This window comes from Pseudomonas sp. Irchel s3b6, assembly GCF_900187415.1.
Taxonomy (GTDB): Bacteria; Pseudomonadota; Gammaproteobacteria; order Pseudomonadales; family Pseudomonadaceae; genus Aquipseudomonas.
Genome location: NZ_FYDM01000001.1, coordinates 228364 through 244387 on the forward strand (window position 1 = coordinate 228364; position 16024 = coordinate 244387).

Consider the following 16024-nt stretch of genomic DNA (forward strand, 5'->3'; position numbering starts at 1 on the left):
GGAGGGGCGGCAAGCCGGCCTTCTCGAAGCGTTAGAGCGCCAGCCCTTCCTGGATCACCGAGAGGAAGTTGTCTTCGTTGAGTGCCACCGGATCCGGTCGTGCTTGCCCGGTGCGGGCAAGGGTCTGGATCTGCCATTGGGCATCGCCCTGGTCGTTCTCGGTGCGGCGGATGTACTGGTCCCTGGTTTTGCCGAGGATATCGACTCGGCCGGTGCCACCAATAATGAAGCGGGCAATGGGATCGAGGGTGATGGTGTGGTGGTTACCCTCGATCTGCAGCTTGTCGATGGCATAGTTGAAGGTCTCGCCGGACGGCAGGCTTTCGAAGACGCGGGTGGGTACCCGGCGAATGTTCAGGCCGGCTTCGGTCAGCGGCTCCAGCCACGTCTCGAGCTGGTGGTACATTTCATAGACCTGTGTCGGCCAATGCTCAATCGCCAGGTCTGCGCAGGCCTGTGCGTCCGCACGGGTTTGTTGTTTTTGCTTCAGTTTTGTGGCGAGCTCATCTGCCTTACTCATACCGATTTCCTATCGTGCTGTAAGTGTGGTCGTTGTCACTTCAAGGTACTTCACCTGGAGGGGCGATTGCCAGTCACTCGCGCCGGGCGGATTTCGGTTCGGGAAGAATTTCTCTTGGACTTCAGCCGCCAGTCGTCACAATACGCCCCCCCAAGTTCCGCCCTCAGGTGCGTTAATGAAAAAACTGTACACCCTGGTTGTGCTCTGTGTGCTGACGGCTGTCAGTGTGTTTATGAACCAGGCGCCGCAATCCCGTCAGAGTCAGCCGCAGAATGCGTCAGTGGTGGGGGTGTTCGACTATTACGTGCTGGCGCTCTCCTGGTCGCCGACCTTTTGCCTGACCCGTCCGGAAAATGCCCAGTGCTCGGGGAAGGGCTATGGCTTTGTGCTCCACGGTCTGTGGCCGCAGTACGCCCAGGGTGGCTGGCCGCAGTCCTGCGAGCCGAAGGTGGGGTTGTCGCAAGCCGAGCGCGCGCGCGGCCTGACGCTGTTTGTGACGCCGGCACTGCTCAAGCATGAGTGGTCGAAGCACGGAACTTGCAGCGGCCTCGGGGCCATGGGTTACCTGGCGGCCGCAGACAAGGCGGTCGGCGCGGTGAAGATCCCCGATCAGTTGCAACCCTTCCACAAGGAGGTCTACTTCTCGGCGCAGGACATTGCGCAGATGTTCCGTCAGAGCAATCCCGGATTAGAGAAGGATGGCCTTGCGGTGATCTGTCGGGGGCCGGAGTTGTCGGAGGTGCGGGTGTGCATGGGCAAGGACTTGTCGTTCCAGGCCTGTGGCAAGGGGGTGAAAAACCAGTGTCGCGCGGGGGATATCCGGGTGCCACCGGTTCGCTAGAGCCGTTTTAACGTAAAACAGGGAAGCGCCCGGCAGCCGGCGCTTCCCTGTTTGCATTCAGACCGCCTAAGCCTGTTCGACAGGCAAGCCCAGCGCCGCCAGGTCTTTGCGCAATTGCTCGGCACTGGTGAACTGGAGTGCCTTGAAGCCTTCCCGGCGCGCACCTTCGATGTTCGGGGCGTGGTCATCGATAAACACGGCATGGTGCCCTTCGAGCTGGTAGCGGGATTTCAGCAGCTGGAAGATCGCCGGGTCCGGCTTGATGATGCCTTCGGCGCCTGACACCAGGATGCCTTCGAACCGGTGCAGGAAGGCGAAGCGTTCCAGGGCGATGGGGAAGGTTTCGGCCGACCAGTTGGTCAGGGCCAGCAGGCGGATACCCTTGGCATGCAACTCCTCCAGAATCCGTACGCTGCCTTCCAGGACACCACCGAGGGTTTCTTCCCAGCGCTCGCGGTAGGCGCGAATCAGCGCTGCTTGCGATGGGTGGCGAGCGATGGCTTCGGCGATCCCGGCTTCCCAGGATCGGCCGGCGTCCTGTTGCTCGTTCCAGGCGGGCGGGCAGACCTCGGACAGGAACGTCTCCATGGCCTGTACGTCATCGCCGAAGAGTTTGCGGTAGAGGTTTCTCGGGTTCCAGCGGATCAGGACATTACCGAGGTCGAATACCACGGTGTCGATGGTTGCGGGATGGTTCAATGCGCTCATGCTTTTCCTCCATTGATCGGCTTGGCGAGCGTGTCGTCCTTGGGCGGTCTCATCCTAGCAGAGGTGTTTCGAATCGTCGGTATTTGCAGGGTGACGGTACCCGATGGACTGTGGCGGATTGCAGGCACTGTGACAGCGTGACCATTTGCCCCTCGTCACTGCCGTAAGCTAAGCTCCGCGCACTAGGTGGGCAGGGCCTTTGCTCATGCCATAGCCGTCAAGGATGATGCGTTTGCCTACTCCGATTCACGACCTTTATTACGCCAGCGTTGATCCACTCAAGCGCTTGCCCCTGCGCAAGGCTGCAGTGATTTTCATTGTCGGGGTATGTTTGAGCCTGTGTGGCTTGCTCTACCTGCAGCTGGAGCAATCCCGGCAGCACGAACTGTCCCAGGCTCGACTGGCCTCGGCGAACCTGACCCGGGCAATGGCGCAGCAGGCCCAGGATACGTTTCTGGCGGCCGATCTGGTGGTGACCAGTCTGGCCGACTGGATTCAGTCCGATGGCTTTGGCGTGGCGCAATTTGGGCAGTTGCAGCGCACCTTTGCGCGTCGGGTGCAGGCCCTTGAACCGTTGCACGGGCTGTTTCTGTTCGACCGCGACGGGCAGTGGGTGGTGACTTCGTTCAGCGATCTACCGCGGCGCAAGGGGGTGGCGGATCGTGACTACTTCAGGTTCCATCAGCAGAACCCGTCGCTGCAGGCCCATATCGGGCCGGCGGTTCGCAGTCGGCAGAACGGTGAGTGGATCATTCCGCTGTCGCGGCGCGTGAACGATCGGAACGGCGAGTTCCAGGGCGTGCTGTTGGCCGGGATCCGCATGGCGTATTTCGAGCGGTTTTTCAAAAGCTTCGACCTCGACGACAACGGCTCGATGTTTCTCGCGCTGTCGGACGGCACCTTGCTGGCCCGGCGTCCGTATGAGGAGCAGCGTATCGGCGAGTCGCTGGCCCAAGGAGAAATTTTCAGCCGGTACCTGCCGCAAGCGCCGTCCGGCAATGCGATGATTCGCTCGGTCCTGGATGATGTGGTGCGCTTGTATGGTTATCGCCAGCTGGACGCTTATCCGCTGGTGGTCTCGGCGGCCGTGCCCGAGGAGGCGATTCTTCGGGTGTGGTACGCCAATGCCGTGCAATCGAGCGTCATTGTCGCCTTGGTGGTGCTTGGCGTGGGTCTGTTTGGCTGGGTGTTTGTGCAGCAAGTGCGCAACGGCGAGCGTATCGAGGCGGACTTGCGCGCCGCACAGGAGCGCCTGGAAGTGATCGCCACCCACGACAGCCTGACCGGGTTGGCCAACCGGCGCTTGTTCGAGCGGGCGCTGGACATCGAGTTCTCCCGTGGCGCGCGGCAGCAACGCCCGTTAAGCCTGATCATGCTCGATATCGATTTCTTCAAACGCTTCAACGACGCCTACGGGCACGTGGCGGGGGACCAGTGCCTGGCACAGGTGGCCGGTGTGGTGAAGCGCCATTGTCAGCGCAAGTCCGACCTGGCGGTGCGCTACGGCGGCGAAGAGTTTGCCGTGTTGCTGCCCGACACCGACATCAAGGGGGCGTTTGCCATTGCCGAGCGCATCCGCCTCGCTATCAAGGACATGCACATCATCCATTGCGGCGCACCGTCGGGCTATCTGACGCTCAGTCTCGGTTGCTTTGCGTTCGTGCCCAGGGCCGGGGACAGTATTGAAGGGTTCATCGAACGGGCAGACGCGGCGCTGTACCAGGCGAAGAACTTTGGCAGAAACCGCACTGTGGTGCTGTCGGTCGAAGCCAATTCGCCGGTCAAGGGGCGGGCAACGGTTACGGAGTGAGGCGTTTGTCCGGCTGTCACTCTTGCGGGTGGGTTCCGGGCTCTCAACTACAGTTGAACTGCGCCTCACGCTAACCCCCTTCTTCATGGCACGGACGATCACCCTCATGTCGATACCCAATACATTCAAGACCGTTGCGCTGACGGTTGCCGCACTCTCCTGGCTACCTCTGTCGACGAATGCCGCTGAAGCGATCACCGCCGAAGAGGCCCATGCCATTGGCCTTGACGCCTATGTGTATTTTTATCCGTTGTTGTCGATGGACATCACCCGCAAGCAGTTCACCAATATCGAGTCCGGCAAGGCGTTCGGCAAGGGCCCGATGAACATGTTCGTCAGCGTGCCGGAATACCCACCCGCCAATTTCAAGGGCGTGGTGCGTTCCAACTTCGATACCTTGTATTCGGTTGCCTGGCTGGACCTGACCAGGGAGCCGCAGGTGGTCGCTGCCCCGGACACCGACGGCCGCTTCTATTTGTTGCCGATGCTCGACATGTGGACCGATGTGTTCGCTTCACCGGGGTGGCGCACCACCGGGACCCGGGCTGGCCAGTTCCTGGTGACGCCACCGGGCTGGACCGGCACCGTACCCGCCGGGCTCACCCGGCTCCAGGCGCCCACCCCCTATGTCTGGGTGATAGGGCGGACCAAGACCGATGGCTCGGCGGACTATCCCGCCGTGCACAAGATCCAGGCCGGCTACACCGTGACACCGCTCTCGCGCCTGGGTAAGGCACCCGAGGCGGTCAGCGTGAAAATCGATCCGGCCGTCGACATGAAAACCCCGCCCAAGCTCCAGGTCGATTCGATGTCGGCAGCCAACTACTTCGCTTATGCCGCCGAGTTGCTCAAGCTGCATCCGCCCCACAGCACCGACCAGCCGATCATTGCGCAGATGCAACGCATCGGCATCGAGCCCGGTAAATCGTTCAACCTCGATGCGCTGGAGCCGGCCGTGAAGCAGGCGCTGCAAACCGTCCCGGCTGAAGGCCAGGCATTGATGAAGTGGAAAGTCGATACCCTGGCCCGGGTCGACAACGGCTGGTCAATGAACACTGACACCATGGGGGTCTATGGCAACTACTACCTCAAGCGCGCCATTGTCTCGCAGGTCGGGCTGGGGGCTAACTTGCCGGAGGATGCGATCTATCCGCTGAACCTGGGGGACGACAAGGGGCAGCCCCTCGACGGTGCCAACCACTACGTGTTGCATTTCGACAAGGGCTCGGAGCCGCCGGTCAATGCGTTCTGGTCGATCACCCTGTATGACCCGGAAGGCTTCCAGGTTGGCAACGAACTCAACCGCTTTGCCGTCAGCAGCTGGATGCCGTTCAAGAAAAACGCCGATGGATCCCTGGATCTGTATTTCCAGCACAAAAACCCTGGCAAGGACGGCGAGGCCAACTGGTTGCCCGCACCCAAGGGCGCGTTCAACCTGACCATGCGCTTGTACGGGCCAAAACCCGAAGCGCTGAACGGCAAGTGGAATCCGCCAGCGGTGAAACGTCTGTAGTCAGGGCGTCGTTGTATCGAAGGCGGTGCGCAACAGGTCAATGGTCTGCTCGGTGGACATCCCGGGCGCTGGAGGCGGGTCGGGACGTTCACAAAATTCGCGCCACACGTACAGCGTGAGTTCCGCGCCATCGGTCAGGGTTTGCGGGCTCGGGGAGGCATAGGTCTCAAGCAGTCGATAGCGCTTATCCTGCCAGAACAGGGTTTCAACCCACTCGAAAACCGGGATGAAGTGAAAGTGGATCGGCTGCCCGGGGGTGTGTCCGTAACGACCGATGTACAGGCGTTTCGGTGCAAGGCAGGTCTCGACGATTTTCTGCGTTCGGGCCATCAGCACCCCCAGCTGCGCCAATGCTGCATCCGGCAACTCATGGAGTGCGTTGACGTTCGACCGTGCACCGAGCATGAGGTAACCCGGCAGTGCCGAGTTGATTCGGTGATTGACAATCCAGTGCTCGGTTTCGTGGACAATGAAGCGTGGGTCGATGTTCATGCTGAGGGCGTCACGTGTTTTTCAGGCGGGTTGATTGGTGAAATCAATTGTCGTTACTGCGGGAGGATACCGTATAACTTTCGCCCATCGGCAGGGCGCCGCGCTGTCGAGGTGCCCGGCGCGCATTCATGTCCAAGGAATCGCCCATGAACCTGACCCCGCTCAACGACATCGCTCTGTACCTGCAACGCCTGGGCTATTCCGCGCCGCCTGCACCCACCCTCGAAACGCTGCGCGCGTTGCAGCTGCGCCATACCAGCACCTTCGTGTTCGAAAACCTGTCGCCGCTGGCCCGGCTGTCTGTGCAGCTGGACCTTGAATCGATCCAGCGCAAGGTGTTGCACGAGGGGCGTGGGGGTTACTGCTACGAACTCAATAATCTCTTTATGACGCTGTTGCAGCACCTGGGGTACGAGGTGTGCGGCATCACCGGCCGAGTGGTGATGAACGCGCCTGAAGACGTCTGGGCGGCGCGTACCCATCGCCTGACCCTGTTGACCCTGGACGGGGTGCGCTACATCACCGACGTCGGCTTCGGCGGCATGGTGCCGACCGCCCCCTTGTTGCTCGACACCGACGAAGAGCAGGCCACGCCCCACGAGCCCTATCGCATCACCCGGGAGGGCGACAGCTACACCTTGCGTGCCAAGGTCGCCGGAGAGTGGCGGGCGATGTACGTGTTTGACCTGCAGCGCCAGGGCGATATCGATTACGAGATTGGTAACTGGTATGTCTCGACCCATCCCCAATCCCCCTTCCTTCAGCGCTTGATGGCGGCGCGTACCGGGGAGGGCGTGCGCCGTACGCTGAACAACGGCAGTTTTGCCATCCATCATATGGGTGGTGCCAGTGAGCGACGGGAGATCAGCGATCCCGATGAGCTGATCGAGTTGCTGCGCAGTGAGTTCGAATTGCGGGTGCCCGAGCATCCGGCGCTCAAGGCGACGATCGCGGGGTTGATCAGCGCCTCGCAGTGAATGGCCCGGGAAAACCAAAAAAGCTGATCAATTGATCAGCTTTTTTTTCGACAGATGGTATCGCCTCACAGGCCCGTGCCAGAGGGCTTCAAAGGGCCAAAGCTGGACGCCTGTCCATAATGTGACTGACAAGTTGTATACAACTCTATGGACATTTGTTTGGACTCTTGAATACAGTGTGCGCATAACAAAAACCCAGGGAACCCCCCACGATGAAAACGCCCTCTGTTTCACACCAACGGCCCGAGGATGAAAACCTCGGGGTCGGCGCGAATATGGCTTACGGCCTGCAACACGTTCTGACCATGTATGGCGGTATCGTTGCGGTACCACTGATCATCGGCCAAGCGGCCGGGCTTTCTCCGGCAGACATTGGTCTGTTGATCGCGGCATCGTTGTTTGCAGGGGGGCTGGCAACGTTGCTGCAAACCCTGGGTTTACCGTTTTTCGGTTGTCAGTTGCCGCTGGTGCAGGGCGTGTCGTTCTCCGGTGTCGCGACCATGGTGGCGATTGTCAGCAGCGGCGGCGAGGGGGGGTTCCAGTCAATCCTGGGGGCGGTGATTGCCGCCTCGTTGATCGGATTGCTGATCACCCCGGTGTTCTCGCGGATCACCAAGTTCTTCCCGCCCCTGGTCACCGGCATCGTGATCACCACCATCGGCCTGACGCTGATGCCAGTGGCCGCACGCTGGGCGATGGGGGGCAACAGTCACGCCGAAGACTTCGGCAGCATGGCGAACATCGGTCTGGCGGCCGTGACCCTGATGCTGGTATTGCTGTTGAGCAAGATCGGCAGCGCCACCATCTCTCGCTTGTCGATCCTGCTGGCCATGGTGATCGGTACGTTGATCGCGGTATTCCTTGGCATGGCCGACTTCTCGAGCGTCAGCGAAGGGCCGATGTTCGGCTTCCCGACGCCCTTCCACTTCGGCATGCCGACCTTTCACTTCGCCGCGATCCTGTCGATGTGCATCGTGGTCATGGTGACACTGGTGGAGACCTCCGCGGACATCCTGGCGGTCGGTGAAATCATCGACACCAAGGTGGATTCCAAGCGCCTGGGCAACGGCCTGCGCGCCGACATGCTGTCGAGCATGATCGCGCCGATCTTCGGCTCTTTCACCCAAAGCGCCTTCGCCCAGAACGTCGGGTTGGTGGCGGTGACCGGGATCAAGAGCCGTTACGTGGTCGCCACCGGCGGCCTGTTCCTGGTGATCCTGGGCCTGCTGCCGTTCATGGGGCGGGTGATTGCCGCTGTGCCGACCTCCGTGCTTGGCGGCGCCGGCATCGTGTTGTTCGGGACCGTGGCGGCCAGCGGTATTCGTACCCTGTCCAAGGTCGACTACCGCAACAACGTGAACCTGATCATCGTCGCCACCTCCATTGGCTTCGGCATGATCCCGATCGCCGCACCGAGCTTCTACGATCACTTCCCAAGCTGGTTCGCGACCATCTTCCATTCCGGTATCAGTTCGTCGGCGATCATGGCGATCCTGTTGAACCTGGCGTTCAACCACTTCAAGACCGGCAACTCGGACCAGCAGTCGGTATTCGCCGCCGGCACCGAGCGCACCCTGCGCTTCCAGGACCTGGCCGCCCTGCGCGAAGGCGATTACTTCGCCGATGGCAAGCTGCACGACTGTGAGGGCAACGAAGTGCCGGTGGTGGTGGAGGATGATCATGGCCATGGCGCGCCAGGACAGCGTCCGGTGCATGCCAAAAGCAGTGAGCATGTCTGACGGTTGTCATGATTGAACAAAGCCGATCTGCTGAGTCAGCAGATCGGCTTTTTTGTCTGTGCGGGCTGCGCTGTCCGGTACGTGCCTCGGCAAGCCGGCGACAGAGGGGCAGTCAGTCGACTTTCTGTCCGGCACAAAAAAGCCCCTGATCTTTCGATTCAGGGGCTTTTGGGTCTTGCTGTCTGGCTCCACGACCTGGACTCGAACCAGGGACCCAGTGATTAACAGTCACTTGCTCTACCAACTGAGCTATCGCGGAATGCGCCGTATGTTACTGATTAAAAAGAACAAGTCAAGCGTGAGTTGCTCGAATGGCAGATTTTTCGGGTGAGCGGTGCTGATTCAGAGGCGAGAAGGGGGGTATCAGCCATTGGCGGTTACCAGAGTCGTGATGGAGGTCTACCATGCCCCTCCGGAAGTGGTTTCACGCGCTGCCGGCCCTCAGCCGAAAAGGTACGCGTCATGACTCATCAGCCACTGTTCACGTTTATCCTGCCGGGCGAGGTGTTCGCATGAGCATCGCCCAGATCAGCCTGCCCAAGGGCGTCGGCCCGCATGCCGAGAAACTCTTTGATGCAATCACTCAGGCTGGCACCGCTGAAGAACTGAACCGTGCGGGCGGCAAGGCAGAAGGTTTTGTACTGGGACTGGAAAGCACCAAGGCGATCAAAAGCCAGGTCGCCGAGTCGCTGTATGTGGCGTATGACGACGCCGCCAGTCAGCGCTCGAGCGAACTGGCGGGCTGATCGACCTTAACCTCCGAAGGTAACGGTGCCGAGCAGGAATTTGGCATACAGCGAGGTGGCCACCAGTTGCACCAGCCACAGGGCCAGACCGCCGAGAAACACCCCGGCCGCCACTTGCAGCACCAGGTTGTTGCCGCGCCTGGCCTGGGGGCGGGGGGTGAAGTGGTCCAGCTCATCATCGCGGTCAGCGCGTAAATCGTCGTTCTTCATGGGGTCTCTCGAAAGGGCGGGCCACTGGACCTTTTAGTCTAGTGATTTTCCGGGCGACAACGAAAAGGGGAAGCCAGACGGCTTCCCCTTTGCTTGTCGCGGGCGTGGTTTAGATCACCGCAACGATGGCCTTGGTCACCACGTCGATGTTGTTCTGGTTCAGCGCGGCAACGCAGATGCGGCCGGTGTCCAGGGCGTAGATGCCGAACTCGGTGCGCAGGCGGGTCACTTGTTCAACGGTCAGGCCGGAGTAGGAGAACATGCCACACTGGCGGCCGACGAAGCTGAAGTCGTGATCCGGGGCGTGCTTGGCCAGCAGGTCAACCATCTGCGTGCGCATGCCGCGAATGCGCAGGCGCATTTCGGCCAGTTCCTGTTCCCATTGGGCGCGCAGTTCAGGGCTGTTCAGTACCGCAGCCACGATCGCGGCGCCGTGGGTCGGCGGGTTGGAGTAGTTGGTGCGGATCACGCGCTTGACTTGCGACAGGACGCGCGCGCTTTCTTCTTTCGATTCGCTGACGATCGACAGCGCGCCCACGCGTTCGCCGTACAGCGAGAACGACTTGGAGAACGAGCTGGAGACGAAGAAGTTCAGGCCCGACTCGGCGAACAGGCGCACGGCGGCGGCGTCTTCGTCGATGCCGTCGCCAAAGCCCTGATAGGCCATGTCGAGGAACGGCACCAGGTTTTTCGCCTTGACCACGTCCAGCACGTTGTTCCAGTCCGCCGGGCTCAGGTCGACGCCGGTCGGGTTATGGCAGCAGGCGTGCAGCACGACGATGGAGCCGGCGGGCAGGGCGTTCAGGTCTTCCAGCAGGCCGGCGCGGTTCACATCGTGAGTGGCGGCGTCGTAGTAGCGATAGTTCTGCACCGGGAAACCAGCGGTTTCGAACAGTGCGCGGTGGTTTTCCCAGCTTGGGTCGCTGATGGCCACAACGGCGTTCGGCAGCAGTTGCTTGAGGAAGTCGGCACCGATTTTCAGCGCGCCGGTACCGCCGACGGACTGGGTGGTAACAACCCGGCCTGCGGCCAGCAGCGGCGACTCGGCACCAAACAGCAGCTTTTGTACGGCCTGGTCGTAGGCGGCAATGCCGTCAATTGGCAAGTAGCCGCGCGAGGCGTGTTGAGCGGCGCGAATCGTCTCGGCTTCGACAACGGCTCGCAGGAGTGGAATTCGCCCCTCCTCGTTGCAGTAAACACCGACCCCCAGGTTGACCTTGTTGGTACGGGTGTCAGCGTTGAATGCTTCGTTGAGGCCCAGGATTGGATCGCGTGGTGCCATTTCGACAGCGGAGAACAGGCTCATTATTGCGGCGGCTCTGAATGGAATGTGGAGGGACGTGTGGCGCTCCAGCCGAATGCACTAGAGCGGTGCACAAACGGGGAGCTAGTATAGAGGCCATCACCGGGCGCGGCGACAGGCGTTTGGGCTTTTCGGCCAAGTTTTTCGGATTATTTTTCGACCGTTAGTCTTATTGTCATGTCAGGCGCTTAGGGCGTATGCAGGACGTTTACCTTGAAACCACAGGCATTCGCCACCACATCAACGGTTATCATGATTTTTCCCCGCGACATCCGTTGAAATCGGTCTGCGCCGTTGTGACGTGTCTGCCCGCGCCCGAGCGAATCCCTCGGCGCAAACCCAGAGGTCTGTTATGTCTGAATTCCAGCTAGTCACCCGCTTCGAGCCCGCCGGCGATCAGCCGGAAGCCATCCGCCTGATGGTCGAAGGCATCGACGCCGGGCTGGCGCACCAGACGTTGCTCGGTGTGACAGGTTCCGGCAAGACCTTCAGCATCGCCAACGTGATTGCCCAGGTGCAGCGTCCGACCCTGGTGCTGGCGCCGAACAAGACCCTGGCCGCGCAGTTGTACGGCGAGTTCAAGGGTTTTTTCCCGAACAACGCGGTGGAGTACTTCGTTTCCTACTACGACTACTACCAGCCCGAAGCTTATGTGCCGTCGTCCGATACCTTTATCGAGAAAGACGCGTCGATCAACGATCACATCGAGCAGATGCGCCTGTCGGCGACCAAGGCGCTGCTGGAGCGTAAGGACGCGATCATCGTCACCACGGTGTCGTGCATCTACGGTCTGGGCAGTCCGGAAACCTACCTGAAAATGGTCCTGCACATTGATCGCGGCGACAAGCTCGATCAGCGCGCCTTGCTGCGCCGCCTGGCAGACCTGCAGTACACCCGCAACGACATGGATTTTGCCCGCGCCACCTTCCGTGTGCGCGGCGATGTGATTGATATCCACCCGGCGGAATCCGATTTTGAAGCGATCCGCATCGAGCTGTTCGATGACGAGGTCGAGAGCTTGTCAGCCTTCGATCCGCTGACCGGCGAAGTGATCCGCAAGCTGCCGCGCTTCACCTTCTATCCGAAAAGCCATTACGTGACCCCGCGGGAAACTCTGCTGGGAGCTATCGAAGGGATCAAAGTCGAGTTGCAGGAGCGCCTGGACTACTTGCGCTCCAACAACAAACTCGTTGAAGCCCAACGCTTGGAGCAGCGCACCCGTTTCGACCTGGAGATGATTCTCGAATTGGGGTATTGCAACGGTATCGAAAACTACTCGCGCTACCTGTCCGGTCGTGAATCCGGTCAGGCGCCGCCCACCTTGTTTGACTACCTGCCGGCCGACGCCTTGTTGGTGATCGACGAATCCCACGTCAGCGTGCCGCAAGTCGGCGCCATGTATAAGGGCGACCGCTCCCGTAAAGAGACGCTGGTGGAATACGGTTTCCGTCTGCCCTCCGCGCTCGATAACCGGCCGATGCGCTTCGACGAATTCGAGAACATCAGCCCGCAGACGATTTTCGTTTCGGCCACGCCGGGCAATTACGAGGCGGAACACGCCGGTCGCGTGGTCGAGCAATTGGTACGCCCGACCGGTCTGGTCGACCCGCAAATCGAGATTCGCCCGGCGCTGACCCAGGTCGATGACTTGCTGTCGGAAATCACCAAGCGCGTGGCGGTCGAGGAGCGAGTGCTGGTCACCACCCTGACCAAGCGCATGGCCGAAGACCTGACCGACTACCTGGCCGATCACGGGGTGCGTGTGCGTTACCTGCACTCGGATATCGACACGGTGGAGCGGGTCGAGATCATTCGCGATTTGCGCCTGGGAACCTTCGATGTGCTGGTGGGGATCAACCTGCTGCGTGAAGGCCTGGACATGCCGGAAGTGTCGCTGGTGGCGATTCTCGATGCCGACAAGGAAGGCTTCCTGCGCTCCGAACGCTCTTTGATCCAGACCATTGGCCGGGCCGCGCGCAACCTCAATGGCCGGGCGATTCTGTATGCCGATCGCATCACCGGCTCCATGGAGCGGGCAATTGGCGAGACCGAGCGCCGTCGCGACAAGCAGATCGCCTTCAACCTGGCCAACGGCATCACCCCCAAGGGTGTGTTCAAGGACGTTGCCGACATCATGGAAGGCGCCACCGTGCCGGGCTCGCGCAGCAAGAAGCGCAAGGGCATGGCCAAGGCCGCCGAGGAAAGCGCCCGGTACGAAAACGAACTGCGTTCGCCGAGCGAAATCGCCAAGCGCATCCGGCAGCTGGAAGAGAAGATGTACCAGCTCGCCCGCGACCTGGAATTCGAAGCCGCCGCCCAGACCCGCGACGAGATCGCCAAGTTGCGCGAGCGGTTGTTGACCGTCTGAGTGTTGCAGTGACTGGACTGGCCTCTTCGCGAGCAAGCCCGCTCCCACATTTGACCGTATCTGAATGGTCAACTGTGGGAGCGGGCTTGCTCGCGAAGGCGTCCGAAAGAGCGTCACACTGTTCCAGGCTTAGTGCGCTTCGCCTGCCTTCAACCCCGCCGGCAATGCCCTGGTCAACAGAATCGCCAGCATGCTCACTGCCAACGCGATCCCGACAAAGTGGAACGCATCGTTGTAGGCCATGATCGACGCCTGCTGGTGGGCGATTTCGCTGATTTTGCCCAGGGCGGCGGTTTCGCTGCCGAAGCGATCGGTCAGGCTGGCGATGCGTTCGGCCACTTGCGGGTTGGTCGGGACGATCGACTCACGTAAATAATCGAAGTAGGTCTTGGTCCGTGCGTCCAGCAAGGTGGCGAGGAGGGCGATGCCGATCGCGCCGCCGAGGTTGCGCAGGATGTTGAACAGGCTCGAGGCCGAGCCGGCATCCTGGGGCAGGATGTAGGCCGTGGCGATCAACGAGATGGTGACCATGATCAGCGGCTGGCCCAGCGCCCGGACGAGCTGGATCTGGTTGAACTGCGGCCCGGCAAAATCCGGGTTGAGCACGCCGGAGTAAAAACTCGCCAGGCCGAACAGGCCAAAGCCCAGGGTGCATAACCACTTCGGTGAGACGAACTTCATCAGTTTCGGCACCAGGGGAATCAGGAACAGCTGCGGCACCCCCATCCACATGATCACCTCGCCGATCTGCAAGGCGTTGTAGTTCTGGATCTGCGCCAGGTACAGCGGCAACAGATAGATAGAGCCATACAGCCCCACGCCCATGCCCAGGCTGGAGATGCTCGACAAGCCGAAGTTGCGGTTGCGCAGGATGCCGAGGTTGATCAGCGGATTGGGTTTGGACACCTGGACGATGACGAAGGTGATCAGGCTCATCAGGGCGATGCTGCCCAGGGTCACGATCAGGCTCGATTCCAGCCAGTCCTTGCGATGGCCTTCCTCGAGGAATACCTGCAGGCAACCCAGGCCAACACCCAGGGTGAGGATGCCGGCGTAGTCGGTGCTTTTCAGCAGTTCCCAGTGCGCGCTCTTCTTCTCCAGGCCGTACATCAGGCCGGCGATCATGAGCAGGCCGGGCGGGATGTTGATGTAGAAGATGTACTCCCAGCCCCAGTTTTCCGTCAGCCAGCCCCCCAGAGTCGGGCCAATGGAGGGCGCGAAGGTGGCGGTCATGGCGAACATGGCCATGCCTTTGGCGCGGTGGTGCTCGGGCAGCTTGATCAGGGTCAGGGTGAACGCCAGCGGGATCAGCGCGCCGCCGGTAAACCCTTGCAGGGCGCGAAACACGATCATGCTCTCCAGGCTCCAGGCCATGGAGCAGAGCAGGGAGGCGAACAAAAAGCCCACGGATACCCACACCGCCAGGCGCCGTGCCGAGAGCAACTGCACCAGCCAGGCGGTGAGCGGGATCATGATGATCTCCGCCACCAGGTACGAGGTGGAGATCCACGAGCCTTCTTCCAGGGTCGCCGACAGCGCGCCCTGGATGTCCTTGAGCGAGGAGTTGGTGATCTGGATGTCGAGCACCGCCATGAAGGCGCCGAGCATCACGCTCATCACCGCAATCCAGTCCCGCCGGGTCGGTTCGCCGACCGGGCGGATCAGTTGATCACCGGCCATCGGCAGGGGCTTGGATGTTCACTTTGGCGGTGACCGACATGCCCGGGCGGATCTTGCCGTGCAGCGGATTATTGGCGGCAAAGGTCAGTTTCACCGGGATTCGTTGCACGACCTTGGTGAAGTTGCCGGTGGCGTTGTCCGGTGGCAGCAGGCTGAACTGCGCGCCGGAGGCGGCGAACAGGCTGTCGACGCGGGCTTCTATGGGGGTATCGCTGTAGGCGTCGAACGTCAGCTCGGCCTTTTGCCCGGGCTGCATGTGGCCGATCTGGGTTTCCTTGAAGTTGGCCTGAATCCAGATGTCCTGGTCCGGGACGACCGACAGCAGGTAGGCGCCGGCCTGCACCACTTGACCGTTGCGGGCGGCGCGCTGGCCGATCAGGCCGCTGATGGGGGCGTAGATTTCGCTGCGGGTCAGGTTCAGTTGCGCTTGAGCCAGGTCGGCCCTGGCGTTGGCGATTTGCGCGTCGAGGCGCTTGATCTCGGCACTGAGGGCGTTGACCTGCTGGCGCTGCGCTTGGGCATCAGCCTGGGCCTTGGTCACTTGCGAGCGGGCGATGTGGTTTTCGGCGGACAAGGTCGTGACCCGTTCTTCCGATACGTAGCCGGGCTTGCGCAGGGTTTCGGCGCGGGACAGGTCCATTTGCGAGCGACCCAGGCTGGCCTGGCTGGAGGCGACCTGAGCTTCGCTGGCGGCAATCAGGCTGGCTTGCTGGGTCAGCTTGCTCTGGGCTTGCAGGCGCTCGGCTTCGCGGGTGGCGAGGGCGGCATTGGCGCGATCCACGGCGAGGCGGAAGTCGTCACCTTCGAGCTTGACCAGCAACTGGCCTTTTTCCACGTGCTGGTTGTCCTGCACCAGAACCTCGTCGATGCGCGCACTCAGCTGGCTGGAGACACGGGTGATTTCGCCCTGGACATAGGCGTTATCGGTGCTTTCGTAAAACCGTCCCTTGAAGAACCATTCGGCAAAGAAGCCGCCGGCAATCAGCAGGGCGATAAACAGGAAAATGGACAGGCGACGCTTGAGTTGGGCTGGCATGGGCAGGCTTGTAGTCGAAATAAAGTGTAAGTGAATTTAACAGGGGGTGAATCTGGCACATAGCCGATAAGTGGTAAATGC

The 16024-nt window shown here is 61.1% G+C and carries 14 protein-coding genes and 1 tRNA gene; 7 read left to right on the forward strand and 8 right to left on the reverse strand.

All coding sequences use genetic code 11. The features are described 5' to 3' along the window. Nucleotides 1-31 precede the first annotated feature (31 nt). Nucleotides 32-520 carry a hypothetical protein gene (locus tag CKW07_RS00955; protein ID WP_095143183.1) on the reverse strand — a complete coding sequence of 163 codons (489 nt, stop codon included), beginning with the start codon at nucleotides 518-520 and terminating at the stop codon, nucleotides 32-34. A 175-nt stretch (nucleotides 521-695) separates the two neighbouring features. Here CKW07_RS00955 and CKW07_RS00960 point away from each other — a divergent pair, with 175 nt between their 5' ends. Next, complete coding sequence (locus tag CKW07_RS00960; RefSeq protein WP_095143184.1) at nucleotides 696-1361, forward strand: ribonuclease T2; 666 nt, start codon at nucleotides 696-698, stop codon at nucleotides 1359-1361. A gap of 66 nt (nucleotides 1362-1427) precedes the next feature. Here CKW07_RS00960 and CKW07_RS00965 read toward each other — a convergent pair whose 3' ends face one another. Beyond that, nucleotides 1428-2069: an HAD family phosphatase gene (locus tag CKW07_RS00965; RefSeq protein WP_095143185.1), complete on the reverse strand. Its 642-nt coding sequence runs from the start codon at nucleotides 2067-2069 to the stop codon at nucleotides 1428-1430. Nucleotides 2070-2301: 232 nt separating this feature from the next. Between CKW07_RS00965 and CKW07_RS00970 the strand changes: the two genes are divergently transcribed. Both CKW07_RS00970 and CKW07_RS00975 read left to right on the forward strand, forming a co-directional pair. After that, entirely contained in the window at nucleotides 2302-3879 is a 1578-nt protein-coding gene (locus tag CKW07_RS00970) for a GGDEF domain-containing protein (RefSeq protein WP_095143588.1), read from the forward strand. Between the two features lie 106 nt (nucleotides 3880-3985). Then, nucleotides 3986-5392, forward strand: coding sequence for a DUF1254 domain-containing protein (locus CKW07_RS00975; RefSeq protein WP_095143186.1), 1407 nt, complete (start codon nucleotides 3986-3988; stop codon nucleotides 5390-5392). Here the strand turns inward: CKW07_RS00975 and CKW07_RS00980 are convergent, their stop codons facing one another. Next, on the reverse strand, nucleotides 5393-5884 hold the full coding sequence (locus tag CKW07_RS00980) for an HIT family protein (protein WP_095143187.1): 492 nt from the start codon (nucleotides 5882-5884) through the stop codon (nucleotides 5393-5395). A gap of 146 nt (nucleotides 5885-6030) precedes the next feature. On the opposite strand from CKW07_RS00980, the gene CKW07_RS00985 reads away from it, so the two are divergent. Together CKW07_RS00985 and CKW07_RS00990 are read left to right on the forward strand one after the other, a co-directional pair. Beyond that, nucleotides 6031-6861: an arylamine N-acetyltransferase gene (locus tag CKW07_RS00985; RefSeq protein ID WP_095143188.1), complete on the forward strand. Its 831-nt coding sequence runs from the start codon at nucleotides 6031-6033 to the stop codon at nucleotides 6859-6861. A gap of 212 nt (nucleotides 6862-7073) precedes the next feature. Then, complete coding sequence (locus tag CKW07_RS00990) at nucleotides 7074-8600, forward strand: nucleobase:cation symporter-2 family protein (RefSeq protein ID WP_095143189.1); 1527 nt, start codon at nucleotides 7074-7076, stop codon at nucleotides 8598-8600. A gap of 183 nt (nucleotides 8601-8783) precedes the next feature. Here the strand turns inward: CKW07_RS00990 and CKW07_RS00995 are convergent. Continuing rightward, a tRNA-Asn gene (locus tag CKW07_RS00995) sits at nucleotides 8784-8859 on the reverse strand. Between the two features lie 253 nt (nucleotides 8860-9112). On the opposite strand from CKW07_RS00995, the gene CKW07_RS01000 reads away from it, so the two are divergent. Then, a complete protein-coding gene (locus tag CKW07_RS01000) occupies nucleotides 9113-9346 on the forward strand; it encodes a hypothetical protein (RefSeq protein WP_095143190.1) in 234 nt (77 codons plus the stop codon). A 6-nt stretch (nucleotides 9347-9352) separates the two neighbouring features. Here the strand turns inward: CKW07_RS01000 and CKW07_RS01005 are convergent, their stop codons facing one another. Both CKW07_RS01005 and CKW07_RS01010 read right to left on the reverse strand, forming a co-directional pair. Then, nucleotides 9353-9556 (reverse strand): hypothetical protein, encoded by a 204-nt coding sequence (locus tag CKW07_RS01005; protein ID WP_095079263.1) that lies wholly within the window; start codon nucleotides 9554-9556, stop codon nucleotides 9353-9355. A 109-nt stretch (nucleotides 9557-9665) separates the two neighbouring features. Next, nucleotides 9666-10862, reverse strand: coding sequence for an amino acid aminotransferase (locus tag CKW07_RS01010; protein ID WP_095143191.1), 1197 nt, complete (start codon nucleotides 10860-10862; stop codon nucleotides 9666-9668). Between the two features lie 349 nt (nucleotides 10863-11211). On the opposite strand from CKW07_RS01010, the gene uvrB reads away from it, so the two are divergent. Continuing rightward, complete coding sequence (gene uvrB / locus CKW07_RS01015) at nucleotides 11212-13227, forward strand: excinuclease ABC subunit UvrB (RefSeq protein ID WP_095143192.1); 2016 nt, start codon at nucleotides 11212-11214, stop codon at nucleotides 13225-13227. 129 nt (nucleotides 13228-13356) lie between these two features. On the opposite strand, the gene CKW07_RS01020 is transcribed toward uvrB, so the two are convergent. After that, complete coding sequence (locus CKW07_RS01020) at nucleotides 13357-14847, reverse strand: MDR family MFS transporter (RefSeq protein WP_176465263.1); 1491 nt, start codon at nucleotides 14845-14847, stop codon at nucleotides 13357-13359. Nucleotides 14848-14896: 49 nt separating this feature from the next. Further along, nucleotides 14897-15943, reverse strand: coding sequence for an HlyD family secretion protein (locus tag CKW07_RS01025; protein ID WP_095079267.1), 1047 nt, complete (start codon nucleotides 15941-15943; stop codon nucleotides 14897-14899). Nucleotides 15944-16024 lie beyond the last annotated feature (81 nt).